The organism is Roseivirga ehrenbergii, from assembly GCF_001593005.1.
GTDB lineage: Bacteria > Bacteroidota > Bacteroidia > Cytophagales > Cyclobacteriaceae > Roseivirga > Roseivirga ehrenbergii.
Window position 1 is genome coordinate 203,800 of the sequence record NZ_LQZQ01000049.1, and the last position, 24,928, is coordinate 228,727.

23 protein-coding genes are annotated in these 24,928 nt (G+C 39.7%); 4 read left to right on the forward strand and 19 right to left on the reverse strand.

What is annotated here, in order from left to right; all coding sequences use genetic code 11:
- Positions 1-6 precede the first annotated feature (6 nt).
- The 3 genes from MB14_RS15350 to MB14_RS15360 all read right to left on the reverse strand — a co-directional run bounded on the left by MB14_RS15350 (position 7) and on the right by MB14_RS15360 (position 4,514).
- On the reverse strand, positions 7-3,147 hold the full coding sequence (locus tag MB14_RS15350; RefSeq protein ID WP_062593125.1) for a DUF3427 domain-containing protein: 3,141 nt from the start codon (positions 3,145-3,147) through the stop codon (positions 7-9).
- Between the two features lie 124 nt (positions 3,148-3,271).
- Entirely contained in the window at positions 3,272-3,532 is a 261-nt protein-coding gene (locus MB14_RS15355; protein WP_132643964.1) for a hypothetical protein, read from the reverse strand.
- A 31-nt stretch (positions 3,533-3,563) separates the two neighbouring features.
- Positions 3,564-4,514, reverse strand: a complete 951-nt coding sequence (locus MB14_RS15360; RefSeq protein ID WP_062593129.1) for an OmpA/MotB family protein — start codon at positions 4,512-4,514, stop codon at positions 3,564-3,566.
- Between the two features lie 131 nt (positions 4,515-4,645).
- Between MB14_RS15360 and MB14_RS15365 the strand changes: the two genes are divergently transcribed.
- Positions 4,646-5,515, forward strand: a complete 870-nt coding sequence (locus MB14_RS15365) for an SDR family oxidoreductase (protein WP_062593131.1) — start codon at positions 4,646-4,648, stop codon at positions 5,513-5,515.
- A gap of 131 nt (positions 5,516-5,646) precedes the next feature.
- Here MB14_RS15365 and MB14_RS15370 read toward each other — a convergent pair whose 3' ends face one another.
- From MB14_RS15370 to MB14_RS15395, 6 genes are all read right to left on the reverse strand, one after another.
- Positions 5,647-5,979, reverse strand: coding sequence for a DMT family transporter (locus MB14_RS15370; RefSeq protein WP_062593133.1), 333 nt, complete (start codon positions 5,977-5,979; stop codon positions 5,647-5,649).
- A 207-nt stretch (positions 5,980-6,186) separates the two neighbouring features.
- On the reverse strand, positions 6,187-8,592 hold the full coding sequence (locus MB14_RS15375; RefSeq protein WP_062593135.1) for a TonB-dependent receptor: 2,406 nt from the start codon (positions 8,590-8,592) through the stop codon (positions 6,187-6,189).
- A 95-nt stretch (positions 8,593-8,687) separates the two neighbouring features.
- Complete coding sequence (locus MB14_RS15380; protein WP_062593137.1) at positions 8,688-9,221, reverse strand: hypothetical protein; 534 nt, start codon at positions 9,219-9,221, stop codon at positions 8,688-8,690.
- A 127-nt stretch (positions 9,222-9,348) separates the two neighbouring features.
- The gene (locus tag MB14_RS15385) at positions 9,349-10,134 is read right to left on the reverse strand and encodes a tRNA pseudouridine synthase A (protein ID WP_062593139.1); all 786 of its coding nucleotides are present in this window, start codon (positions 10,132-10,134) and stop codon (positions 9,349-9,351) included.
- A gap of 213 nt (positions 10,135-10,347) precedes the next feature.
- Complete coding sequence (tnpA, locus tag MB14_RS15390) at positions 10,348-10,815, reverse strand: IS200/IS605 family transposase (protein WP_062593142.1); 468 nt, start codon at positions 10,813-10,815, stop codon at positions 10,348-10,350.
- A 49-nt stretch (positions 10,816-10,864) separates the two neighbouring features.
- Positions 10,865-11,599 (reverse strand): 3-keto-disaccharide hydrolase, encoded by a 735-nt coding sequence (locus MB14_RS15395; RefSeq protein WP_062593144.1) that lies wholly within the window; start codon positions 11,597-11,599, stop codon positions 10,865-10,867.
- Positions 11,600-11,737: 138 nt separating this feature from the next.
- Between MB14_RS15395 and rbp the strand changes: the two genes are divergently transcribed.
- Positions 11,738-12,310, forward strand: a complete 573-nt coding sequence (rbp, locus tag MB14_RS18855) for an RNA-binding regulator (RefSeq protein WP_084376104.1) — start codon at positions 11,738-11,740, stop codon at positions 12,308-12,310.
- Positions 12,311-12,347: 37 nt separating this feature from the next.
- Here the strand turns inward: rbp and MB14_RS15405 are convergent, their stop codons facing one another.
- A complete protein-coding gene (locus MB14_RS15405; RefSeq protein ID WP_062593146.1) occupies positions 12,348-13,724 on the reverse strand; it encodes an MATE family efflux transporter in 1,377 nt (458 codons plus the stop codon).
- A 203-nt stretch (positions 13,725-13,927) separates the two neighbouring features.
- On the opposite strand from MB14_RS15405, the gene MB14_RS15410 reads away from it, so the two are divergent.
- Positions 13,928-14,458 (forward strand): hypothetical protein, encoded by a 531-nt coding sequence (locus tag MB14_RS15410; protein ID WP_062593148.1) that lies wholly within the window; start codon positions 13,928-13,930, stop codon positions 14,456-14,458.
- A 23-nt stretch (positions 14,459-14,481) separates the two neighbouring features.
- Here MB14_RS15410 and MB14_RS15415 read toward each other — a convergent pair whose 3' ends face one another.
- Both MB14_RS15415 and MB14_RS15420 read right to left on the reverse strand, forming a co-directional pair.
- Positions 14,482-14,985, reverse strand: a complete 504-nt coding sequence (locus MB14_RS15415; RefSeq protein ID WP_062593150.1) for a paraquat-inducible protein A — start codon at positions 14,983-14,985, stop codon at positions 14,482-14,484.
- Between the two features lie 111 nt (positions 14,986-15,096).
- Positions 15,097-17,517: a zinc-dependent metalloprotease gene (locus MB14_RS15420; RefSeq protein WP_062593152.1), complete on the reverse strand. Its 2,421-nt coding sequence runs from the start codon at positions 17,515-17,517 to the stop codon at positions 15,097-15,099.
- A gap of 110 nt (positions 17,518-17,627) precedes the next feature.
- Between MB14_RS15420 and MB14_RS15425 the strand changes: the two genes are divergently transcribed.
- Complete coding sequence (locus MB14_RS15425) at positions 17,628-20,513, forward strand: alpha/beta hydrolase family protein (protein WP_062593154.1); 2,886 nt, start codon at positions 17,628-17,630, stop codon at positions 20,511-20,513.
- A gap of 159 nt (positions 20,514-20,672) precedes the next feature.
- On the opposite strand, the gene MB14_RS15430 is transcribed toward MB14_RS15425, so the two are convergent.
- From MB14_RS15430 to MB14_RS15465, 7 genes are all read right to left on the reverse strand, one after another.
- Positions 20,673-21,608 carry an IS3 family transposase gene (locus MB14_RS15430; protein WP_089082179.1) on the reverse strand — a complete coding sequence of 312 codons (936 nt, stop codon included), beginning with the start codon at positions 21,606-21,608 and terminating at the stop codon, positions 20,673-20,675.
- Positions 21,605-21,976, reverse strand: coding sequence for a transposase (locus MB14_RS15435; protein WP_062593156.1), 372 nt, complete (start codon positions 21,974-21,976; stop codon positions 21,605-21,607). The genes MB14_RS15430 and MB14_RS15435 overlap by 4 nt, the downstream gene beginning before the upstream one ends.
- Positions 21,977-22,234: 258 nt before the next feature.
- The gene (locus MB14_RS15440; RefSeq protein WP_062593158.1) at positions 22,235-22,627 is read right to left on the reverse strand and encodes an acyl-CoA thioesterase; all 393 of its coding nucleotides are present in this window, start codon (positions 22,625-22,627) and stop codon (positions 22,235-22,237) included.
- A gap of 9 nt (positions 22,628-22,636) precedes the next feature.
- Entirely contained in the window at positions 22,637-23,020 is a 384-nt protein-coding gene (locus MB14_RS15445) for a DUF3037 domain-containing protein (protein ID WP_062593160.1), read from the reverse strand.
- Positions 22,998-23,777, reverse strand: coding sequence for a HipA family kinase (locus MB14_RS15450; protein WP_062593163.1), 780 nt, complete (start codon positions 23,775-23,777; stop codon positions 22,998-23,000). The genes MB14_RS15445 and MB14_RS15450 overlap by 23 nt, the downstream gene beginning before the upstream one ends.
- A 410-nt stretch (positions 23,778-24,187) precedes the next feature.
- On the reverse strand, positions 24,188-24,562 hold the full coding sequence (locus MB14_RS15460) for a VOC family protein (RefSeq protein WP_062593167.1): 375 nt from the start codon (positions 24,560-24,562) through the stop codon (positions 24,188-24,190).
- A complete protein-coding gene (locus MB14_RS15465; protein ID WP_062593169.1) occupies positions 24,559-24,924 on the reverse strand; it encodes a nuclear transport factor 2 family protein in 366 nt (121 codons plus the stop codon). Before MB14_RS15465 ends, MB14_RS15460 begins: the two co-directional genes overlap by 4 nt.
- Positions 24,925-24,928 lie beyond the last annotated feature (4 nt).

Consider the following 24,928-nt stretch of genomic DNA (forward strand, 5'->3'; position numbering starts at 1 on the left):
GGGGGGTTATCCTATAGCAAATTTAACAACATCTTTCCATAAGTAATTGGGGATAGGTTCTTCTAGTTGCCATCTTATGCTCATAGGCTTAGAACCATAATGATCTAGATAGTTTACTTTGCCTATAAAAATATAACCCATTGTCGTTTTATGTTCATTTTTAGCTTTTTCACGAACAAACAATAGAATTGTTTTACCTAGAGTCATATGCTTAATGTACGTCACGCCTTTTCCAGAGTCAGCCCGAGTTTGATTTTGTGATTGCCAATGAAATAAGGATTCACTGATTGCGTAGTCATCATACATGGTTGTTGGTGAAAAATCTTCTTCTGATTTTATGAGATCAACAAACAGTATTTCGGTATTAAGTTCTTTGTTTTCTGCTACACCTTCACGGTTGGATGACTGCTTATAGAAAGTGTTTAACTCAAAAGCAGTTAAAATTTGATCTCGAGTATATCTAGCGTGAATTTTTAAAGGTTGTTTGAAAGGTAGGTCAATTGATGTTTCGTTAAAATCTATTTTATCTAATAATAGTTCGAGTACCTCAATTATTTCATTTACTAAAATAGGGCTTTCACCAATCGAGTTAATACTAGTTTCTAGGTCTGTGAACCCAGATGCCTTTTGCCAGACGTCATAATGAAGCATTAGGAGCATTTTCTGCTCAACTTCATTGAAATCCGAGATTGAAATTTTGAATTCGGATTTCGCGATTTGAAGGATGAATTTAAAATAGGAATGTGATTTAGTAGAAAACCATTTATTTCTGATAGTTGTAAGGATTGGTTTTTCTGTTTTACTTGAGAAATTAGGGAGTTTACCTGCTAATTGGCAGAGTCTGCTCCAACAGTCCTTTTTATAAATAACCTCGATTGGTATATGCGTGAATTCTATGAAATTTTTAAGTGTTAAAGGTAGACTACTTTGATGTTCAAAATTAGCAATTCTAAGTATGATTTGATTTCTGTTTAGCGATGTGGCATTTTTGATATTATCAAGGATGTACTCTTTCGCCTTCTTTTCTAGAACTATTGAGCAGCCTAATGGAAGTTGTGGGAAGTTATTCTCAACTTCTTTTTTTACGGATGAATTTGTTTTACCTATTAGAGCTCTGAATTTTCCTTCAAAATCATACTCTGGTCTAGCGTTTGCAACAAAGTCGAGAACGGTTAAGCAGTCTTTGTTATCAGCTAACCTCAAGCCTCTCCCTAACTGTTGTAGGAAAATGGTAAGACTTTCTGTTGGTCTCAAAAATAAAACTGTGTCAATTTCAGGAATGTCGACACCCTCATTGAAAATATCAACTACGAACAAATAATTGATTTCTTTCTGTTGAAACTTATATCTGAGGGTTTCTCTTTCGTTATTATTTTCACTTGTTAAATAAGCAGCCTTGAATCCAGCTAGTGTAAATTTTGCGGCCATGTACCGTGCGTGTTCAATGGTTATACAAAAACCAATGGCTCGCACTTCATTTATGTCTTTAGTGTACTTCTCTAAATTGTGTATTATTTCTCTAACTCGTCTATCGTTGGTAGTATATAAATCACTGAGTTCGCTAATTACGTATTTCCCTTTCGCCCATTTGACGTTTCCTAGGTCAACACTGTCTGAAATTCCGAAATATTGAAAAGGACAAAGGAGTTTTCGGTTCAATGCTTCGGGTAATCTTATTTCTGCCGCTATACGGCCGGAGAAATCTGAAAGAATATCTGAACCATCCATTCTTTCAGGTGTAGCGGTAAGCCCAAGTAAAACTTTTGGTTCGAAATGATTTATGATTGGACGGTAACTAGATGCTGAAATATGATGAACCTCGTCAATAATAATGAAGTCATAATATGAAGAACTTAATGTTAGAGTATTAATCTGATTATTCAGAGTTTGAACTGAGGCAAAAACATGCTCGTTGTTAATAGGTTCAAGGCCATCAACCCATAACTCCCCAAAGTTATTATTCTTTAAAATCCCTCTAAAAGTGCTTAGTGCCTGTATCAGAATTTCTTTTCGATGGGCTACATACAAGAGTCTAGCTTTTGGTTTTTTTTCGACAAACTGTTTAAAATCAAAAGCTGAAATAACCGTTTTACCTGTTCCAGTTGCTGCAACTAATAAGTTTTTAAACCTTTTATGAACAAATCTCTCAACTTCTAATTTTTCAAGAATTTCTTTTTGGAAAGGGTAGGGTTTTAAATCGAAAAATGAAACAGGAATGTTGGGTAGACCAATTGATTTTCCTTGATTTAGAGCCTCACTTAATTTAACTCTATGTTTGTTGTTATCGAAAGTTTCGAATTCAGGATTCTGCCAATAGGACTCGAAAGTTTTTTGAAACTTGTCTATAATGTGACTTACTTCTTTAGATGTGATTTTTAGATTCCACTCTAAACCATCGGTTAAGGCTGTTCTTGAGAAATTTGAGGAACCTATATACCCAGTATGAAACCCTGTGTCTCGGAAAAACAAGTAGGCTTTTGCATGTAGTCGTTCATTGCCAGTGTTGTATGATATTTTAATCTCTGTATTATCTAGGCTTGCTAGTAACTGAATTGCTTTAAGGTCCGAAGCCCCCATGTATGTGGTAGTGATAACACGTAATTTTCCGCCTCGTTTTATAAATTCATCAAACTCACTTTTGAGAATGATAACCCCTTTCCATTTGATAAAAGAAACCAATAGGTCTATTCTATTGGCAGATAAAATCTCCTTTTTTAATTCGCTTTCTAAGGATAAACCAGCATTTCCTCCAGTGAATAGTTCACTATGAGTTAATCGTGTATAAGGAGTTATCTCTTTAAGGTGCAACTCTAAGTTTGAAAAGTGAGTATCAATTCTTGAAAAGACAGCTTTTAATATTTTTCCTTCTGTATCAATCAGGTTATCATTGAAGTCCTCATTTTTCAGTTCATCTTTAAGAAAGAGAATAATTTTGTTTGCAATATTTATTTGTTGCTCTATGGCATGCTCACCATTAATTAGGTTGAGAGCGTGGTGTATTGTAGCGGCAATATGTTTTGACAGGAACGTAGTAGCCTCAGCCTTATCTAGTTTCGAAAGTTTATATATAAAAGTGTCCCTATCGAGCTCGTTTAATTTGGTTGAAATGAGCTGAGTGACTAATTCTTCGTATATGCCTTGGTTCATTACTCTATCTTTTAAGATAGGCTCAATCTACCAAATCCATTTAGTAAAACATGATGAAAAGAATGATAAGTATTGTGATTAATTGCTGAATCGTCATTGGTATAGGTAAAGACTGAAATTAAACCTACCTTCTTCTCTCAATCTCCGCCTGTATCTTCTTACGGATGGGTTTAAATACCAAGAATGGGAATACTACGCCAGCAATTACGAGAAAGGGTATCAACTGATAGGCTTGCGGGTTATGTTTTACCAATGCAGTAACAACTAATATAATCGCAGAGATGGCGGTTAAGACTAACATCAAGATTTGAAGCCTTTTAAAGTGCTTTTTCTTTTTCTCCAGCTCCTCTAATGTATATTTCGAAAACTCATTTTGTGTAGACATAACGGTAAAATCAAATGCTGATGAAAATGGTTTAGTAATTATCAAGAATCTGAAAAAGCTCGTTCAGTTTAGGGGTGAGAATAATCTCTGTTCTACGGTTTTTCGCCTTGTTTTCAGGACTATCGTTTGCTACTATTGGTGTACTTTCTCCTCGGCCCGAAGCCGTGATTGCCGTAGGGCTTACGCCACCTTCTACCAATATTCTCACAATAGAAGTAGCACGCAGTACGCTCAAATCCCAGTTGTCGCTCATGTATTGTGCTTTTCTAGAGAATGGAACATTGTCTGTATGGCCTTCTACCATAATATTAATGTCGGGATTGGTTTTAATGGCATTGGCCAACTGTTGTAAAGCACTTACACCTTTTTGGTCAACGGCTATACTTCCCGTTCCAAACAATAATTGCTCGGCCAAAGAAACATAGACCTTACCGTTTCTTACTTCTACCTTTAAATCGTCTTCATTAAAGTTGAGTAGCGCATTGGTTACCTTGTTTTTTAAAGCCTGAACAGCCGATTCTTTGTCAGAAATTAGCTTTTCTAGTTCGGCTACACGGGCTTCACGCTTGCTTAAATCTTCAGCCAGTTCTTCGTTTCTCTTTTTCTGAATATTAAGGTCTTCTTCCATGGCCAACAATCGCTTTTGCTGACGGGCCAAATCTTGGTTCAACTGACCACTGTTCGTTAATAGGTTTTCATACAATCCTTTAATTCTGCCGTGTTCAGAACGCAGGGCTTTTAGCTCCTTATCAATAATATCTAAGTCGTTTTGTAAAGCATTTTTTTCGGTGGTTAAATCATTAAGCTGAACTTCTAAACGATTGATTTTTTCATTGGCTACGGCAAGCTCCCTTTCCAATTGAGCTTTGTCTGAGGCTAATCCGTTTTTCTCGGCCATTAGGGCGTCAAAATCTTTTTTTGCCACACAAGAAGATAAAGAAAGAACTATAACAATTGAGAAGTAAGAAAAAAGCTGTTTCATAGCATAAGGTTTAGGGGGCAAATATGTATAATCTGAATCAGAAAATCACGGACATTAACGATGGACGGCCTTAAAAAGATTGTGCTGCATGCATAATAATTTATATCTTGGTAATCGAAGCAAAAGAGACTATGAGAACAGACGGAATGCTCAAAGAAGGAGCACTAAAAGATCAGACTATAATTGTAACGGGTGGAGGAACTGGCCTTGGTCGTGCAATGGGTACTTATTTCTTAGAATTGGGTGCCAATTTGGTAATTACCAGTCGTAAGATTGAAGTATTGGAGCAAACCGCTAAGGAAATGGAAGCCCAAACGGGTGGGAAAGTTTTGGCCGTTCAGTGCGATGTTCGTGATTACGAACAAGTAGAGAATGTGTTGAAAGTAACCGAAGAGCGTTTTGGTCAAATTCACGCACTTTTGAACAATGCTGCTGGTAACTTTATTAGTCCTACCGAGCGCCTTTCTAACCGCGCATTCGACACCGTAATAGATATTGTATTAAAAGGTACCACCAATTTCACTTTGGCTTTGGGTAAAAAGTGGATTGCCAATAAACAACCAGGAACTGTACTGAATATTGTAACCACTTATGCTTGGACGGGCTCTGGCTATGTTGTGCCTTCTGCTTGTGCTAAAGCTGGTGTATTGGCCATGACTCGCTCATTGGCAGTAGAATGGGCCAAATATAAAATCAGAATGAATGCGATTGCTCCAGGGCCATTCCCTACGGAAGGAGCATGGAGCCGTTTATTGCCAGGGGATTTGGTGAAGAAATTCGATCCAGCCAAGTTGGTGCCAGTAGGCAGGGTAGGAGAACATCAAGAATTGGCCAACCTAGCGGCTTATTTAATGTCGGATTATTCGGCTTATGTAAACGGAGAAGTAGTGACCATTGATGGTGGAGAATGGCTGCAAGGTGCAGGTGAATTTAGCCATTTAGAGAAAATACCACAAGAAATGTGGGACATGCTTGAAGCCCAACGTGGAAAAAAGCAATAAGCCCCAAGCTACTTTGGGGCTACTGGAAAGCCAAGCGTAAAATTAAAGATATTGAGTTGTAGCGGATGTCTTTATGGCTCGTAAGATATTTAAAGAGTGACCAGCATGTTTTTGGTCACTCTTTCTTTTTGCTATGCCGCTTGCGAAACAGCTTTTAAGCCTACAATTGACCCAATAAGTGTGATCATAAAGAAAATACGCCAAAAACTGGCTGGGTCTTTAAAGAATAGAATTCCTACCAAGGCTGTACCCACGGCACCAATGCCTGTCCATACCGCATAGGCGGTTCCGATAGGAAGTGTTTGAGTTGCTTTGATCAGTAAGGTCATGCTTATGGTTAGAGCAATGAAAAAACCAGCATACCACCAATACACTTCATTTCCTGTTGCCTCTTTAGCTTTGCCTAAACAATAAGCGAAGGCCACTTCGAACAAGCCCGCAATAATCAATAGAATCCAATTCATAGTTTTAAATTATGGTATGGTAAAGATATTATTCATGTTAATACAAATCGTAAAAGAAGTATTTGCAAGTGCTTAGGTTATTCCTGAAATAAAATATTGAGTTGAAGCCTTCAATCGTTTGGCTATTGATCAAGGATATTTAAGATGGGAAGTATAAAAAATAGGCACGCTCCGCTTACACAGAGCGTGCCATGAACAAAACAACCACTATAGATCAACCTTTAAAGAAAGGATGATGTTTCTTCCGGCAGCGGTAATGCCCGAACTGTACGGGCGATAACGCTGATCGGTAATGTTTTCTACCCCACCGCTAACGGTCATACCATTAGATAGCTTGTAAAGTGCTTTGAAGTTAAGTGTGAACCAGCTTGGCGAATAAGGGTTGCCACTACTGTCTACGGCATACATATAGCCTTTCCCTTTTTCTTCAGCTGGCATATCATCGAAACTTACTTCGCCACTGTACATGGCATACAAATCCATTTTAAGGTTTTGATGATTGTAAGTGATTTTAGTTACACCAAACGAAGGAGCAGCATGTCTCGATGGGCTTAAAGAACTATCGTCTAGCTCTTCTTCTCCATGCTGAAGATTATAACGTGTAGAAAAACCAAAACCAGAATCGAACTTAAATTCAATGCCAGCCTGAATACCATATACTTTTGTATAAGCAGCATTCTGAACCGCCTGAACTTGGCTCAATTCACCATCATACATGATTTGATCTTGGCCGTTAAGGGTAAAATCTCTTCTCACCAAGGCATTTTCGAGTCTGGTATAAAAACCTGTAACATCAACTCTGATTGATGAGTTAAAAATTTTAGCAATTCCCAATTCAGCATTATAGGCATATTCAGGGCCTAATTCAGGGTTCGGAACTACTACAGCACCAGGTTCAGAGTCAAACACTTTTCCCGCATCATCTACATTTGGCGATCTAAAACCAGTAGATAAATTGGTAGAAATTGTCATGTCTGTTTCTGGGTTGAACACCAAGCCTAAACTACCTGTAACAGCACCATTTGAAATTTTAGCGGTTTCAAAAGGGAAAGGATAAAAACGCGTATCGAACTTAGCATCTAACTTAAAGTAGTTGTAGCGCGTTCCTGCCTGAACCAGTAGTTTTGGTGAAATGCGGTGTTGCAACGAAGCATACAGTGCATATGATGCCCAAGAAGATTGCGGATAACGTGCAGGACCTTCAACAACATCGCCAGTCGTAATGTCCTCATCTGTTCCAATTGAGTTAACGTCATCATAAACCGCTTCGAAACCATAAAACAGTTCTGTGCCTGTTTTTAGGGCTTTGTCAAGATCTAGATTGAAAGAGTAGGCGTTTACTTTTTCTACCCTCGAAGCCCTTATTGGCTTATTGAAATCCCTGTCGATTCTGCTTTCTTCAAAGAACTGATGAGCTAAACGAATATTCATTTGGTCGTATAAACGGCTATTGCCTTGATGGGTAGCGGTCAGATTATTCATTAACCAAACCTGCGGGCCATATTGCCATTCTGCACTTCTCGGTAAACCTCCTTGGGTTCTGATCAATCTGTCGTAACGAGAATAGTTTGAAGTGGTGGAATAGTGTAAGCCATAAACTAAATCCCAGTTAGCGTTTGGTTTGAACCTTACTTTCTGCATCAAATTGGTTTGTTCATAACCCGTTGGCTTCTGAACTAATGGATCCTCATTTGCCACCATTACGTCTACTCCATTTTGACGCTCCACATAAAATGGTCTTAAATAATCATCGGGGCCATTGGTACCCATTCTCAAATCTCCAAAATTGGAATTAGAAAAACTGGTTACCGAAGCCCATTTGTTCCAACCAACATTGATGTCGAAGTGCGTTGTTTTCTCAGCGTTTGCTGATGAGTATCTTGCCACAGCGGCACCCTTCACTAATGTTTCAGAGGTGTGAGATAATTGTGGGTTGAGTGTTCTAAAACTCATTACTCCACCAATCGCGTCACTACCATACATAACGGAACCTGGACCAAACAGAATTTCAGCGCTTTCTGTAGCAAAAGCATCGAGAGAAATTATGTTTTGTAAATTACCGCTACGGAAAATGGCGGTGTTCATTCTAACACCATCTACGGTAATCAATAAGCGATTAGTAGAAAAGCCTCGAATCATAGGACTACCGCCCCCCAGTTGACTTTTCTGAATAAAAACATCTCCGGTACTACCGAGTAAATCGGCTGCCGTTTGAGAGTTTTGCAATTGTATATCTGAAGGTGTAATGGTTTTAATTTTGTTAGGAACATCTTGCCGGTCTTGATGCCAACGGTTGGCCGAAACCACTACATCGTCCATAGATAACTTAGAAGCAACTAATTCTACGGTAAAATTGGTTTGGGAAAGAATGGCGTAACTCACCATTGCTTTTTCGTAGCCCAGCATTCTGACTTCGATAATTTCAGCACCTTCAAAGGCTGTAATATCTGCTTGACCTTTAATGTTTGTAACCACAAAGGCCCTGGGTGAATTGCTCGCCAAAGTAGCTAACTCCAGCGGTTCACCAGTATTTTTGTCAATAATGGTAACTGTTTGTGCCATTCCTGAAAGGGTACATAGCACAAAGCACCACATGAATAAATATTTCTTCATTGGTAAAATAGAAAATGATGTATAAACTTTTACTCAGCCATACAGGCTTTTAACACATGGAATAGACTTCCATGATGCTTTAGTTAAAGCAATATTTATACATTAAAACGTGGGGGAGGGCCATCCACACCTTGCGACCTAGGGTCGTAGGTCATTTCTATCTCGAAAAATTGAGTGGAAACAATGGGTTTAATAAAAGTTGTGGATTGCACACTTGGCTGGATATAGAGTGCCTTAACCAAAGAGACCACCAATTGGCTGTCGTCTTGCTGATCTGATTTTCCACCAAAGTGAAGTGCAATTAGTTCGTTGAGTTTGTGGTTAACCATTGACTCAAGTTTATCCCAATAGGCATAAAAGTAGGTGGTATCACCTTTTACTTCTCGGGAAATAATATCGTACATCTGATCCTTGTATTCGAACTCGCCATCGTGTTCCCAACGTAAATCAGACTTCATTTGAGCCTCTGTAAAGGCTAGGTGAACCATTTCTACAGGATTTTCTTCGTTTGCTATTGCTAGGGCAGCATGTTGTTTTGCTTTTGCTCTTTCCATTTCAAGGAATAGGTAAGTGCCTCCGAACGGGAGGGTAAGCAAAGCGAGCAATATGGTGGCAATAGTAGCTTTCAACGGATTAACAGATTCATAAATGTAACCTTATCAAAATCAAATTTCGAATCTTTTGTATGAAATGCGTGCTTGTTATAGGCTTGGTTCAAAATATGGATAACTGGGAAAATGAGCAAAACACAAAGTGCTATTTTTCATCGAAGTCAATTTTATGAAGAATTAAGCCAGAACCCGGAGCTACCTGAAATATTTCTTTGGTGTGCTTACCTTTTAGTGAAAGGCTAATTTCCTCCAAACTAGTTTCTCCTTTGCCAAGAAGAAAAAGTTGGCCTACCATCATTCTTATTTGGTGTCTTAAAAAACCTGCTGCCTTTACTCTGTATATGTAGCTTTTAGTAGGGAAGAAGTTAGCGCTAAACTCTTGGTTCTCTTCAATTCTAGAAAAAAGTATTTCTCGTTGAGTAATGGTGTCTTCTTTAGGCCTTTTGCAATAGGCTTTAAATTCATGGATACCTTCAAATAGTTTGGCTCCTTCTTTCATCAAATCAATGTTTAACTCCTCAGGTATGGTTGTTATAAAAGGGGCGCTAAAAGGATGTGGTTTTTCACCAAAAGCGAAAAGGTAAATGTATTCTTTGGTACGAGGTGATTTGATAATATTAAAACTCGCGTCTACTTTTTTGATGCCAATTGCTTTGATGTCTGGCGGCAGATTGAGGTTTGTTCTATGTAAAAAATCGGCTTCGTCTTGAATTGGTTCATGAAGGAAAAGCTCAAAGGCATTGTCTAGGGCTGAAACTTTAGAGTCAGTGCGGCTACTGCCCATGGTTTTGAAGTCGCGGTGTCCGAGCACAAAAGCCAAGGTACGGTCGATCATATAGTGTACCGTTTTTACCTCGGGTTGTTTGGCCCAGCCATGAAACCTAAAGCCTATATATTGAATATGAATGAGGTAAAAGTGTTGCGCCTTCATTCCGCGAAATTAAGATAATTTGGTAGATGGTATTGGTACGACCCCGCTGGGGTCGGGAGATGATCCTATTGCATTGTGGTTTTTCTATAAAGATATGACCCCGCTGGGGTCGGTTATTACGAATAAAGCCAGCTGAGCATCCCATCGGGATGCCATATTTATAGCAATGAGATGTTTGAACAAGCCAGCAACCCTGAAAGGGTTGAACCTATTCTATTCGTCCAGCCAGTCGAATAGGTATTCATCTTTGAATTCAATTTTATATTTATTTAAAAATTCAATGTATTCTTCTTTGAAGGTCTTTTTTCGATGATGGTCTTTTTGGTTCATGATATAAACGATTACCTTATCAAGGGCAGAGTGGCTATAAGAAAATGCGCCAAATCCGCTCTGCCATTCAAACTTCCCTTTTACATGTCCCTGTTCGTTGATCCATTTGTTAGAGGCTTTTTTGACTTCTCTCACTAAATCTGACAAACAACAGGTTGGTCTCATTCCTATCAAAAAATGAATGTGGTCGGGCATTCCATTAATGGCAAGCATCTTTTGCTCCTTATTCTGAACAATCCCGGTGATGTATTTATATAAATCATCCTCCCAAGCCCTCAGAATCAGGCTTTGGCGACCATTAACAGCGAAAACCACCTGAATATAAATTTGGCTGTATGTTCCTGTTGACATTTGAAACCAATTCTAGTTTTACTTCAGGGGCTATCTGAACAGCCCCTTTCTACAACTCTCTAATTCGGATGTTTCTAAAATAGACTTCATCTCCGTGGTTTTGAAGACTAATACGGCCTGATTTTGATTTGGCGTAAAACTCATATTTCGCCCATTTACCTGCCTCTTTCCGCGCATACCAGTCTTCGCTGCCTTCTTTAAACTCTAAGATTTTTTCACCATTCAGCCAATGTTCTACATGTCCATCCTTATAAACAATTTTGATTTTATTCCACTCCATAAACGGATTTGGCTTTTTGGTTTCGGAAGGAGCATGCATGGCGTAGTTGGCACCCACCATTTTATTGGCCTCACTTTCAGACCTCGAAAACTCATCGTCAAGTAATTGAAATTCTGGGCCTGTTAAGTAGTCGTGTCCATTACCTTCTAATTGCACTACATGGTAGAAAACACCACTATTTCCGCCTTTCGAGATTTTGTATTCAAGCTCAAGTTCAAAGTTTCCGTAATCATCAGTAGTCATAATAGACCTGTTGAATCCAGCATTTTTTTCTCCTAAACCTACATTACAAGCAATTGCGCTATCTACAATTTGCCATTGTTCCATGATGGGCTCTTCCCCATACATTTCCCAGCCAGTAAAATCATTTCCGTTAAAAAGCGAAATCCATTCTTCGGTTTGGCTAGGGTTATCTTCAGATTTCTCTTCATTGCTTTTAGAGTTACCGCAACTCACAGCTAAAAAAGTGATAAGTAGAAAAACTAAGGTGTGCTGACGTTTCATAGGTTGATTTTTTTTCGAGTCTCAAGATAAATAAATTATGAAATAAATTTTGAAATGCTTTGTTCTTACCGATATTGAACACAAATCCCAAAATACTAATAACTTAGGGGCGAGAAACAAATAGAATTATTAAGTAACATGAACATTTTTGTAGGCCGGTTGAGCTACGAAACCCAAGAAAGTAACCTGCGAGCGTTGTTTGAAGAAATTGGTCAGGTAAAAAGCTTAAAGATCATCACCGATCGTGAAACCGGTAAATCCAAAGGATTCGCTTTTGTCACCATGGCAAACAGAGAGGATGGCCAAAAAGCCATTACTCAGTTAGATGGTACCGCTTTAGACGGAAGAAATATTTCTGTTTCTGAGGCTGAAGACAGAAAATCGAATGAACGAAAACCTGCTGGTGGCCAAGGTGGTCAGAGACCAGAATTTAAGCCCAGACGAGAAGAAAGCCGAGAGGAAGATGATTTTGATGGTGGAGGTAAGCCAGAGAAAGGTGGGCAAAGTTTGGATTGGTCTGAAGCGCCAACGAAAGGAGCACCGAGGAAAAACTCTCCAAACAAAAAGAAAAAGGAATCTCTGAAAGGCAGAGGTGGAGATGATGATGGCTTCAGAAAAAAGAAGATGCCACCAAAACCTTCTAAATCTAAAAAGAACCGTGGTTGGGGAGAAGATGATGATGACGATATCTTCGGAGACTTTAAGTTCTAAAGTACTCTAATCTAAAAATAACATAACTTGGTGTATTCTAGCTTTCTTGGCTTGCGTGCACCAAGTTTTTACTTTTCCACCTGCCTGTTTTATACCAACCTAAGGTGATTAAGGCAGGAATTACATTAGAAATCGGGAACGACCACCATAAGCCATTGTAACCTAAAGCTGTGTGTGAGGATAAAAACCAAGCCACAGGGAATTGGATTGCCCAAATGCCTATTATGGTTAATATCATGGAAGAAATAGTATTTCCCGATCCCCTCAAGGCACCTATGATCGACATTTGCAAACCCATAAAACCAAAGCTGAGAGATGTGATTTTAAGAAAATCAACTCCCATTTCAACCACATGATCATCACCGGCTAAAAAAGCGCGAGTGAGTGGTTCGGCCAAAATGAAAAATATTAGTCCCATTATTGAAAGGGAAGTAAAGCCTATAACAGATGAATAGTAAGTGGTTTTTTCTGCCCTGTCAATTCGCTTTGCGCCCATGTTTTGCCCTACTAAAGTAGTACACGCCTTTGAAAGACCTAAGCTGAGGATTACGACAAAGCTAATTAAGCGAGAGCCCACTCCGTAAGCGGCCAACACTTCTGTACCGAAACGGGCCACCAAAACAGTCATAAGCGTAAGGCCTAAGGCTCTGGCCGAAATTTCGATTGAAGAAGGGAAACCGAGTTTAAATGCTTTTTTAAGTAATGGCCAATCGAAGGAAAAAGCCTTCATACTCAACTTAATTTCTGTTGTGCCTTTGAATAAAATGTACATACCTACTGCAATAGATAAAAATTGGGTTACCAAAGTAGAGACAGCCGCACCTGTTACTCCATAAGCTTGAATTGGCCCCCAACCATAAATAAATAATGGGTCGAGAAAGAAGTTAAGAAGCAAGGTAGCTCCATTGATATACAGTGGTATTTTCACTTCGCCAACACCTCTTAATAGCGATTGGAACATGATAAAACCAAAGTTGAAAATCAATCCAATAAAAATGGTGCGCTGAAAGAGGTTGGCGTCATCAAAAATGATTTCTTCTACCCCAACAATGTTGAGTATCTGTGGTGAAAATATGTAAGCAACAATGGATACAATCAGTGAAATTAAAAAGGCCATCAACAAGGTCTGTCGTGCTACATGGTTTACCATTTTAATGTTCTTAGCACCAGCGTATTGTGCTACTAAAATAGCACCAGCAAAGGCAAAACCTGAGCTGAGAGAAATCAATAGAAAGTTAATCGGAAAACTTATTGAAACTGCTGCCACAGCATTGGCACCTAATCTACCCACCCAAAATGCATCTACCAACTGATAGCCCGTTTGTAATAGGTTTACACCAATGATGGGCAAAGCCAGCATGGTAAGCGTTTTTAATATTGGGCCTTCGGTAAGTGATTTACGGGCGGATTTCATGTGAGTGCAAATCTAAATGATTAGACAAAAGATGTAAGCTTATTTAATCAAAGAATGGGCTTGGGTCATGAAAATTTAAATACTGAAAATATCTTGTTCACTCTGTTATAATAAGATTAAGGATATTTCTTAAATTCATTTTCCGGTCTGCAGCTTAAGGGGCTATCGGAATAAAAATGTTAGTCAATTAAACTGTTTGAATTATGTTTTTGAAAATGATTTTGCCTGCAATACTTGGTGTCTTGTTGATGCCTAGTCAATTATCATCTAATAATGAATCTGAAAATCTTCTTTACTCCATAGGTGATGAACTGGAATACTTGGCGCAGAATGGTAAGTTTGGTATTACAATGCCGGGCGAGTATACGGTTTCGAAGGTTGTAGGTGAATCGACAAACACCATTAAAGTGACCTCAACCATTGGTGAAGAAACCTATTTGTTTAGCTGGACCTTGCACACTGAATTGCTTGGAGACCATAAAGGCTTGGCAGATGTTTCTCTGGAGTCATTTAATGAACAAGTGCAGGGCGATATTCTAAACCAGGATATATATAAATATAAAAGCAACGAAGGTAAAAAGGCCACTATTAGTCTAATGGAAGGCCAAGCAATATGCTTCTATAGGGTTATTCTTATGGAGCAATACCAATTTCAAATGGTTGTTGTAACTGGAGATACTGAGCTTGATGAGGCTGGGAAAAAGTTTTTAGATTCGTTTAAATACTCAGAGTAAGAAAAGGGGCATTGGCCCCTTTTTTATTGCACTAGGTCATCGGTATTTACATCCATTACCTGAATAGCCAGAATGGAGATAATACAATAGGCCAAGAAATAGTTAAAGCCTTCATAAAGTTCGGCCCGAATGCTTTCGTTTTCGCCTGTGGCCAAGAAAGCCAGTAAAATACCCACAACAAACACATCGGCCATTGACCATTTTCCGATTAACCCTACAAAACGATAAAGGGCCTTTCTCCCCGGTAGTTTTTTAAAGGCCAAAACAGCCAATAGAATTACGGCTTTAGTTATGGGTACTATTATGGAGAAGATAAGAATCAACCAAGCTACTAGGTCATTGTCTGTCTCAAAAAGTGACTGGATGCTTTCTACTACACTTTGTGTTCTTTCAAAAAGTGTGAATTCGCCTATTAAAGGCAGTTGGGCTCCAATGTTGATTTGAATAATGGGCTTTGTTAGGCCAGGGTAGAGGCATACTAATGACACAATGATTAATACGAGTGCTACAGCGTTCCTTTTATTCATAGTTAAATTCAGTTATGGCTAAGACGAACAATCTTTATAAAAGTAATCAGAAATGAAAAAGAGCCCTGGTTTTCTGGCTCTTTTTCATTCTTTCAATCTGTTTTTATTTAATTAGTATCCTTCAAACGTACACCAGAATTGGGCATCCATTCCAATTGGTGAACCATCTGGAGGAGTCAATGCACTGGTTGGTGTTACTTCTTTAGGGTTTTCTAAAAAGCGCGCTACTCTAAACGCCAACTCATTTTGGAAAGTGTCATTTCCGCTGGCTAGTTTTTTAGCAAAATTTCTAAGCGCTGCCATCGCTTCGGCTTGAGTAGAAACAGAGGCCTGAGAGCTCATGCTTAACGACATCAATTCGCTGATAAAGCTGTCGGCAACTACTTTCTGTAGTTCAGCACGGTAACCAGTGTAATTAGTATCAAAGGCAAGGTTTGCCACTGCATTAATCACATCCTGAAGTCCAACCTGGTTACTATCCATTGCTTTTTGCTGAACCAAACGTGTAGCACGCTGCGAATTGAACAAGAAGCTCATCGTAGTTCCTGCTACAGCTTCTCCCGGAGAAACTGGGTCGAAAAGTACTCCTGTTCTTACATTAAAGGTTTCTCTTGATCTTCCATACCCTGGGGTTCTAGGAGGAATGATTTTAAGAATATGCGCAGGTACTTCTAAATTCTCTGGTTTCAACACATTTATTAAAGCCGAAAGCGCTGCTTTTTGCTCTCCAACAGGTACTGTTTGCTGTAAAGGCTGAGAATCGCCTCTTAGCTTGTAGTTGTAATAAGCACCTCCAATTACCTTAGAAGCTGCCTCTAACTGGTAGCGGTGGAGCATGTACATTGGAACAAATACTTCTTCCAAAGTAGTCATTGGAGCCCCCATAGGAATATTTTGCTCAGAGAAATTTTTCAAAGCAATTGCTCTTACTTCCATTAATCGGTTCAATTCATCCACAGGGCTTTTCCCATTATCCCAAAGGTGAGAGAAAGGATGTGCACTACCCGGAGACCTAGAATCTGAATCGGTAATAAAGTGCAAACCGTCTTTCAATCCTTTTTCAATAATATCATTCAAGGCTTTGTCCTCATCTGTTCCTTTTGGAAAGTCTTGGTATCCATAAGTGATTGCTACTTTATCCCATTCACCAATGCCAGTATCGTAAGGAGCGTCTAGTGAGATTTTACCGTTTTTAAGACCAATTTGAGGGTGAGGGTAATCCATTACCGAAGCATCGCCATCAGCACTAGAAGCGTAGCTATGTGCTAAACCAAGGGTGTGCCCAATTTCATGAGCGGATAGTTGTCTCAAACGGGCAAGAGCTAATTTGAGCATGATGGGGTCTGGAGTAGTACCATTTTCATATGGATTGATTAAACCTTGAGCAATCAAGAAATCTTGGCGAACCCTTAGCGAACCTAAACTTACATGGCCTTTAATAATCTCTCCTGTACGTGGGTCAGAAACGGATGATCCATAAGACCAACCACGAGTAGAGCGATGTACCCATTGAATCAAGTTGTAACGGACATCCATTGGATCAGCATCGGCAGGCATTTCACGTACTTGGAAAGCATTTTTGTAACCAGCAGCCTCAAAAGCTTGATTCCACCATTGCCCGCCTTCAATAAGTGCAGATTTGATGGGCTCTGGAGCACCCCTGTCTACATAATAAATAATTGGTTCTACGGCCTCACTTACTTTTGCCGTAGGGTCTTTCTTGGCTAATCTATGTCTGTTGATAAACCTCTTTCGGATATCTTCTTGAATTGGAGTAGCGTAATCCATGTATGAAGTACCGAAGTAACCTGACCTAGGATCGAGTTTTCTCGGTTTATAACCTGCATCTGGTAATTCAACAAAAGAATAGTGCATGCGTACGGTGACCGCATCTGGGTTTGGAGTAACACTTCTGATGTAACTGCCACTGGCGCTTCCCACTAGTGTAATTGTAGCTTCAAATTCTGAATTTTCAGGAAAGTTCTTCAACATAGGAGGGTAGATGGCCGAGCGGCTGGCATCGAAACGGTAAGAGCCCTGACGAGAACGATTAAGCGAATTGGCTACTCCGTAAGAATCGGTAAGGATCATTGGAGTAATATCGATTAACACCACTCCATTCTCTTCTGCTTCTACTTTAAAACCTTCTAAAACCGATTCGGCAAAAGCCTGTTTCACAGCTTCAACTTCATCGGCATTATCAGAAACCGCTCTGTAGCTGTAATTTGGTTCAACCAAAAGCACTTTTGATCCAACCCTTCTGAATTCTACTACGCTGGTGCCACCTAATTTACCACGGTCAAGACCAATGTCGTTGGACCCAATACCGGCCGCTAACGAATTGATGTAGAGAAATTCTTTATCGAAATTCTTTATTTCTAAATAAATTTTGCCGGCATCTTCGTTCCAATAATAATTAAAAAAGCCTTCTTTTTTAATGGCTCCTTTGGTGATTTCGGCAATGGTTTTTTGCGCAAAAGTTTGCAAAGAAAGCACCATCAAAAAAGAAAATAGAAGTGTCTTTTTGAGCATGATGTTTTTCGTTTTAATTCAAGTTGATTCCGTCAATATAAGAAGTGTTTATAAACTCTGCCTAACTTTTATATTTGTAAGGAATAGATAACAATTAGAAACTAAAACCTATGAAAACGAAAATCAGCTTATTTTCAATTTTCATGCTGTTTATGCTCTTTCAGGCAACCGCCCAAAAGAAACCACTAACACATGATGTTTATGATGACTGGAAAAGCCTGCAATCCACCACTATAAGCAATGATGGTAATTGGACCGCTTATAGAATTAGCCCTCAGGTAGGAGACGGTATACTTGAGATCAAGAGCCTGACCAATAACAAAACCTATACCCTCGATAGAGTAAGTAGGTATTCTTTCACTAAGAATAGCGATTTTGTGGTAGCTACCGTTAATCCCGAATATGAGAAGGAGCACGCGCTGAAACTTAAGAAAACCACCAGTGCAAAAATGCCTAAAGATTCCCTATTTATAGTGAACCTTAAAAGCGGTGATATCAAGAAAATTGCTAGGGTAAAAAACTATCAGTTACCGAATGAATCTACCGAGTTTGTTGCTTGGATTCATGAAGCTGCTTTGGAAGAAAAAGGTAAAAAAGAAGAGGGTGAAAAATCTGACGAAGACAAAAAGCCGAAGTCTAAATCTAAAGGTACAGAGCTAGTGCTTTACAACATGGTTTCTGGTAGCGAAAAGCGCTTTGAAGGTGTTATGGATTATGAGTTAACCACAAAAGGTAACTATCTGTATTTCGAAAAAGATGAAGCAGATTCATTGAATCCTGCGGGGGTATTTGCCTATAATACCAAAACTGGTAAAGAAGTTACTCTAAACTCAGGCTTAAAAGATTATAAAAAGCTTACCACTACAGAGGATGGAGAAGAGTTGGTGTTTTTTGCTACTAATTCTGACAGCAAAGCTGATGACAAATATTTCAGTTTAATGCATTGGAAAGCAGGTAATAATGAGGCAAAAATCATTGCCGATACTACTACGGCTGGTCTTCCTAATAATTGGATGGTAAGTGATAATAGTAACCCACGCTTTTCAGAAAGCGGAAAAAGATTGTACTTCGGAACAGCTCCACGCCCTGTGAAATATGCATACGAAGAGGATACTACTTTATTAGATTCTGAACGCCCTGCGGTAGATGTATGGTCATATAACGATCCGTATATTCAGCCAATGCAGAAATTAAGAGCCAACAGAGATAAGAATAAGACTTATGATGTTGTAATGGATTTGAAATCAATGAAAATGGTTCAATTAGGTAATCAGTACCTGGAGAACATTTATATTGATACCGAAAATGACCGTGACTTTGTATTGGCTACAGACGACCAAGCTTATAGAGTTCAGTCTACATGGGATACTCAACAGCCACGCGATTACTACAAAGTTAACGTAAATACAGGTAAAGCCGAATTGCTTATGCAAGCTGGCAGAGGGTTTATGTCGTTATCGCCAGAGGGTAACTACCTAACTTGGTACGATCCTGAATTGGAAGATTGGTTTGCTATGGATGTGGCTACTGAAACTGTAAGGAATCTAACCGAGAAAATCGATGTGAGTTTTTCAGATGAGTTGCATGATTCCCCTTCTTTAGCTGGTTCTTACGGAGCGGCAGGTTGGAGCGAAAAAGATGCTGCTTTCTTTATTAACGATCGTTTCGATATCTGGAAAATTGATCCAAAAGGAAAATTAGCTCCTGAAAACGTAACCAATGGTTTTGGCCGTAAAAACAATATTACTTTCAGGTATCAGTCGCTAGATAGAGACGAGAAATTTATCTCAATGAAAGCTCCAGTATTGCTTAGTGCCATGCACCAATGGACAATGCAAGATGGTTTTTACACTGCCAACCTTTCAAAAGCTTCTAACCCGACAAAAGTGGTTATGGAAGATGTGAGTTTTGGTAGGTTAATCAAAGCGGAAGATTCTGATCGCGTTATCTTTACTAAATCTACTTATGAAGAATTTGGTGAATTGTATGTAGCTAACAGCTATAAAATGGATGGTTTGAAAAAACTTACCAATGTAGGCGCACAAGAAGATCCTTACAATTGGGGTACTGCCGAACTAATTCAGTTCAATTCTTTACAAGATGGAGAAGAAATGCAGGCCATTCTTTACAAGCCAGAAAACTTCGACCCGAATAAGAAATATCCAATGATTGTTTATTTCTACGAAAGAAGATCAAACAGCTTACATAGCCATCCAAGTCCAGCGCCAAGTGCAAGTACAATCAATATTCCATATTATGTGAGTAACGATTACTTGGTATTAGTTCCAGACATTAAATATGAATTGGGTTATCCTGGGCCTAGTGCTTATAACCATGTGGTTCCGGCTACAAATGCTGTTGTAAATATGGGCTTTGTAGATAAAACCAAAATGGCAATCCAAGGCCAAAGCTGGGGAGGTTACCAAGTAGCTTACCTTGTTACTAAAACAGACATGTATGCTGCGGCAGGTGCAGGTGCGCCAGTAGTAAACATGACCTCTGCTTATGGTGGAGTGAGATGGGGTAGCGGTATGAGCCGTATGTTCCAGTACGAGAAAACACAAAGTCGTTTGGGTGGAACTTTATGGGAAACTCCAACACGCTACATCGACAACTCTCCGCTATTTAGAATGGACGAAGTGGAAACACCTTTGTTTATTATGCACAATGATGAAGACGGTGCGGTGCCGTGGTACCAAGGTATTGAATACTACATGGCCTTGAGACGTTTGCAAAAACCATCTTGGTTAGTGGTGTACAATGGCGAAGACCATAACCTTGTTCAGCGTAAAAACAGAAAAGACCTTTCTATCAGAATGGGACAATTCTTCGATCACTACTTAAAAGGTGCGCCAATGCCAGAATGGATGGCGAATGGTTTACCAGCTACACTTAAAGGAAGAACTTTAGGTTACGAATTGGTAGATGAAACCAATAACACTGTAGAAGGAGAAGGTGCTAGCTTAATGAAAGAGAAAGCAAAAGGAAATAAATAGTTAAGCAATTAACAGATTAGATTTTAAACTGGCGAGGCATCTGCTTCGCCAGTTTTTTTATGTGCTTGTGGCTTTAGTTTTTTGTTGAAGGAAGGGTGTAATCCATAACAATGGGTATTAGAACTGTCTCGTCCTGAAATAGGTTGACAGGTTTAACATTTAATCCTGGTATAAGTTAACAGTAGGATTTAAATCCTGCTGTTGGTTTACAATTGTCTTTTTCCAATAGTTCTTCCAAAGCTTCTCCGGTTTGTGATTTGTCTGATACACGTTTTGCGGTGTTTCCATTCCACAACTTAGGTGAGGCCTCTCATTGTTGTATAAGTTTATTGCTTTTGTTGTAAAGAGCCTAGCCTGTTCAAGGTTTTCCACTGTATAATTTCGAAGATACTCTTGTTTTAGTATTCCGTTGATTCGTTCAGCTATAGCATTTTCTAAAGGGTCTCCATTCTCGGTCATGCTTATCAGTATTTGGTTAGATTTAAGCATTTGGACGTATTCGTGACTACAATACTGGATGCCTCTGTCGGAATGATGTACTAAGCCTTCCAACTGGACGCCAGCGCTAGTTATGGCCATGTGGAGCGCCCTTAAGTTGTTGATCGCCTCCATGTTGTCCGAGAGCTCATAACCCATCACTTTTCTACTGTAAGCATCTGTGATCAAGCACAGATAAAGAAACTTTCCATTCACACGCCAATAGGTAATATCACTTACCCAAACTTGATTTATGCCCAGTATGGGTAGTTCTTTTATTAAGTTGGGGTATTTTCTGAACCAATGGACGGAGTTGGTAGTCACTGCTTTCCGCCTTTTCTTTTTAATTAAAAGGTTGTGAGAGGAGAGTGTATCAAAAAAAGCATCTCTTCCCATTTTTAAGCCTAACCTGTCTAGATCTTCACTCAGCAGGTGATAAAGCTTCCTACCACCAAGCTTGGGGTGGTCCATTCGTTTTTCCAACACCATCTGAACTACTTTTTGATGTGTGTTTAAAACATCTGCTAACTTTCTCTCATTTTTATAATGGGCTTGCCTGCTTACACCAAACAATCCACATATCCTTTCAAGGCCTATTTCTGGATACATGGTTCTCATTGCCCTGATTGTTTGGTGGGTAACTTTTTTCGGATATTGATCGAAAGTTCTTCTTCGGCAATGTCGATCATCTTTGAATAGGCAGCCGCTTTCAGTTCAGATAGCTTTAGTTCCTTTTCAAGCTCTTTGACCCGTTCCGATAATTCCCTACCTTCTGGGCTGTCTTTAGGTTCTTCCAAATAAATCCTCCGTTTTAAAGGTTCGTGAATGCCAAAACTACGCATCCAATTGGTTATCGCACTATGGCCTTTTATACCATACTTACGCAGCGCTCCTTCCTTGCTCATCTCTCCCGATAATACTTTTTGTATTATCCTAAGTTTATACTCATCGCTATAATAGGCGCGACCTCCTGACTTTTCATCCATTCAATTAATAAGTTGTGTCAACCTATTTCAGGACGAGACAGTTGTAATGAAGCCATTTAACCACAAAGGTCTCAGAGTAGCGCAAAGGTTAAAAGCTTCCCCATTGCGAACTTGCCGAAGTTCTTCGGAGTAGTGCTACATGTGTGAAGCAATCTCAATGATGAGCAGCAAAGCTAGAGATTGATTCGTCACAACCCAGTGCTATCGCATGGTTTGTTTCTGGCGATGACCCTCGGAATGGAGATTCAAAGTAACCAATCACACAAAAGCCTCTGTAACTTCTTTGGGGATTCGGGTGGGTTTTAGGCTGTTGGCGTCAATCATACACCACCATGAACTGGACTGCATGAGTAGGTCGCCTGTGGTGGCATTGAACATACGGACAAGTCGGTTGCTTTTTACTCCGGTGTGTTCTTGTACATGAGTTTTAACCAGGATTTTATCACCCAGAAATGCGGGCTTTTTGTATTCTATAAAATGATTAATAGCCACCCATTTGTATTGTTCCAGCCATTTTGGTTTCGCGGTTTGTGTCCAAGCAGCTTCAGAAACATCTTGTACCCACTGTAAATAACGCACGTTATTCACGTGTTGCATATCGTCCAAGTCGGCAGCGGTTACTTCAAATGTGGATTCATAAATAGCGAGCATGGTGGGCTTTTATAATACTAGATTCTCAAATAAGCGCTGGGCAGTTTTCTCTAAATCGTCTGACAAACCTGCATGGGTTTTAGACACCTGAAGGGCCGAACTTCGGGTGGAGGTTAACCAACGGAAACGCTCGGTAATGTCTAATTTTGCTATAGGGCCACACTCTTTATCACCCAAAGCTACTTTTTCGAAACTCTGCAAATTCAATCGGATCTGATCAATGTCCAGCTCGTCTGAAAGCAAAGCAATTTTTGATTCATTAATCGTCCAAAGCACTTTAATGAATTTTGCTCTTTTGCTAAATACAGCCACCCCCACATTCAGAAACTCTTCACGTTCTAAAACGGGAACCACCCGAATCATCGCATATTCATATAAGTGCTTCTCTTGCATCTTGGGCTTGGTTGGTGAAAATATCGGAATGATTTATACGCGTAATCAGAAACTGGGAGTATGCCTCTCTTAACGCTTCAGGGCTTTCATCGGTATCGGGCCATTCGAGCCACGAATCGGGAATTAAGGCTACAATGGCCTGTAATTTCTCAGGCGTCAACAGCTTTTTGAAGGTTTCGTTGGTTTCTTTTAGCAAAGAGGCTTGTGCTAGCAGTACGTGCTTTTTCACAAAAGGAAAAGGTGATTTGGCACGCTCCTCAAGGTGCATCCATGCATGGTGAAAAGACAAAGAAGAGCCATGATCGATCAGCCACAATTCTTTATTGAACATCAGCATATTGGTGTTCTTCACCGTGCGGTCGATGTTAGAAATGAAGGAATCGAGCCACACCACTTTGGAAGCGGTTTCTGCATCAATTTGCGTGACCACTGGATCGAAGGTAATTGCGCCCGAAAGAAAGTGCAGTGCAATATTTAGGCCTTGGCTTCCTTTCAATAAGTCTTGTACTTCTTCATCACCTTCGGTACGTCCAAAGGCTTCATCTAAATGTGCGAAGACCAATTCTGGAACTCTTAAGCCCAATTCACGGGCAATTTCTCCACCAATCAATTCGGCAATCAGCACTTTGGGGCCATGGCCGTTGCCCCTAAATTTTAATACGTATTTGAAGTCATCGTCCGCTTCGGCCAAAGCGGGTAATGAGCCGCCCTCGCGTAAGGGTTGGATGTATCGGGTTACATTTACAGTTCTTAACATGGCGTGGCAAATCCCCTTTTTAAGCCTTCACTCTTGAATATTTTCGAAGGTAAACAAATTTTAAGGTTGTTGGAAGAGGGGAGTTGGAAGACTGAAGTTGGAAGGGGAATAAGGAAGAAGGAAGTGAGAAGACCGAAGTCGGAAGAAAGTGCGTCTCGCCTCGGTACCGTCATTCTGAAATTTTAACCCGAGGGAACGAGGGGTAAAATGAAAGAATCCGTCCGTTATGCACTTCCGAGGTCAAGAACAGACGGATTGCTTCGTCACCTTTCTTTGCTATCGCAAGAAAGTTTCCTACGCCAAGGCTGAGTCCTTCGCCATAGGCTACGGCCAGCGGTGAAAGCTAAGACGTAAGTGTTTGCAATGACGGAACAGAGGATATTTTCTCAATACTCACTCCTCAATACCCCTTACTTCACCGATGTAATCCACCAAGTATTGCCAAAGGGATCTAAAACCCCACAGGTTCTTCCGTAATCTTGATTGGATAAGCCCATCACAGAAGAAGCACCATTGTCTAATGCTTTTTTATAGGTTTCGTCTGCGTTATCTACATAAACAAAAAGGTTTGCGGTTTGGGGAGAAAATTGCTCCGTAGCCCCAGCAAACATGATTGTACTGTTGCCGATTATTAATTCAGAATGCATAATCGTTTTTTCATCTTCCCGCAGCCTAGTTAAGCTTACTTTCGCATCAAAAACCTGCTTTGCGAATTCGCTAAAACTCTCTGCCTCTGGTAAAATGAGGTAAGGCATTACAGATTGGTGTCCTTGAGGTATTTTCATGGTATCTCGGGTTTGTTCGTCCTTATACAGTAAGAAGTTATTTCTCGAAGTTTATTCTCTTCAAAGGAATACACATCGCATGAAGAAATATAAGTGGATTTGTTTGATTTACTAATGAATTCGGCTGTTCCGTTAATCATTACATGATTGCCTTCTGCAACGATGCTTTTTAATCGGAAGTCGGTACTGACTTCCGAAAAATACTGAGCTGTTTTCTTGCAATAGGCAATCACCTCTTCTTTTCCTTTTAATAACCTTTCACCCACAATATTCCATTCAATATTATTGGCCAGTTTATCATATACCGAGCTGAATTTACCTTTGGAAAAGGCTATTGCAATCTCTTTGTTGTGATCAGTCATGATG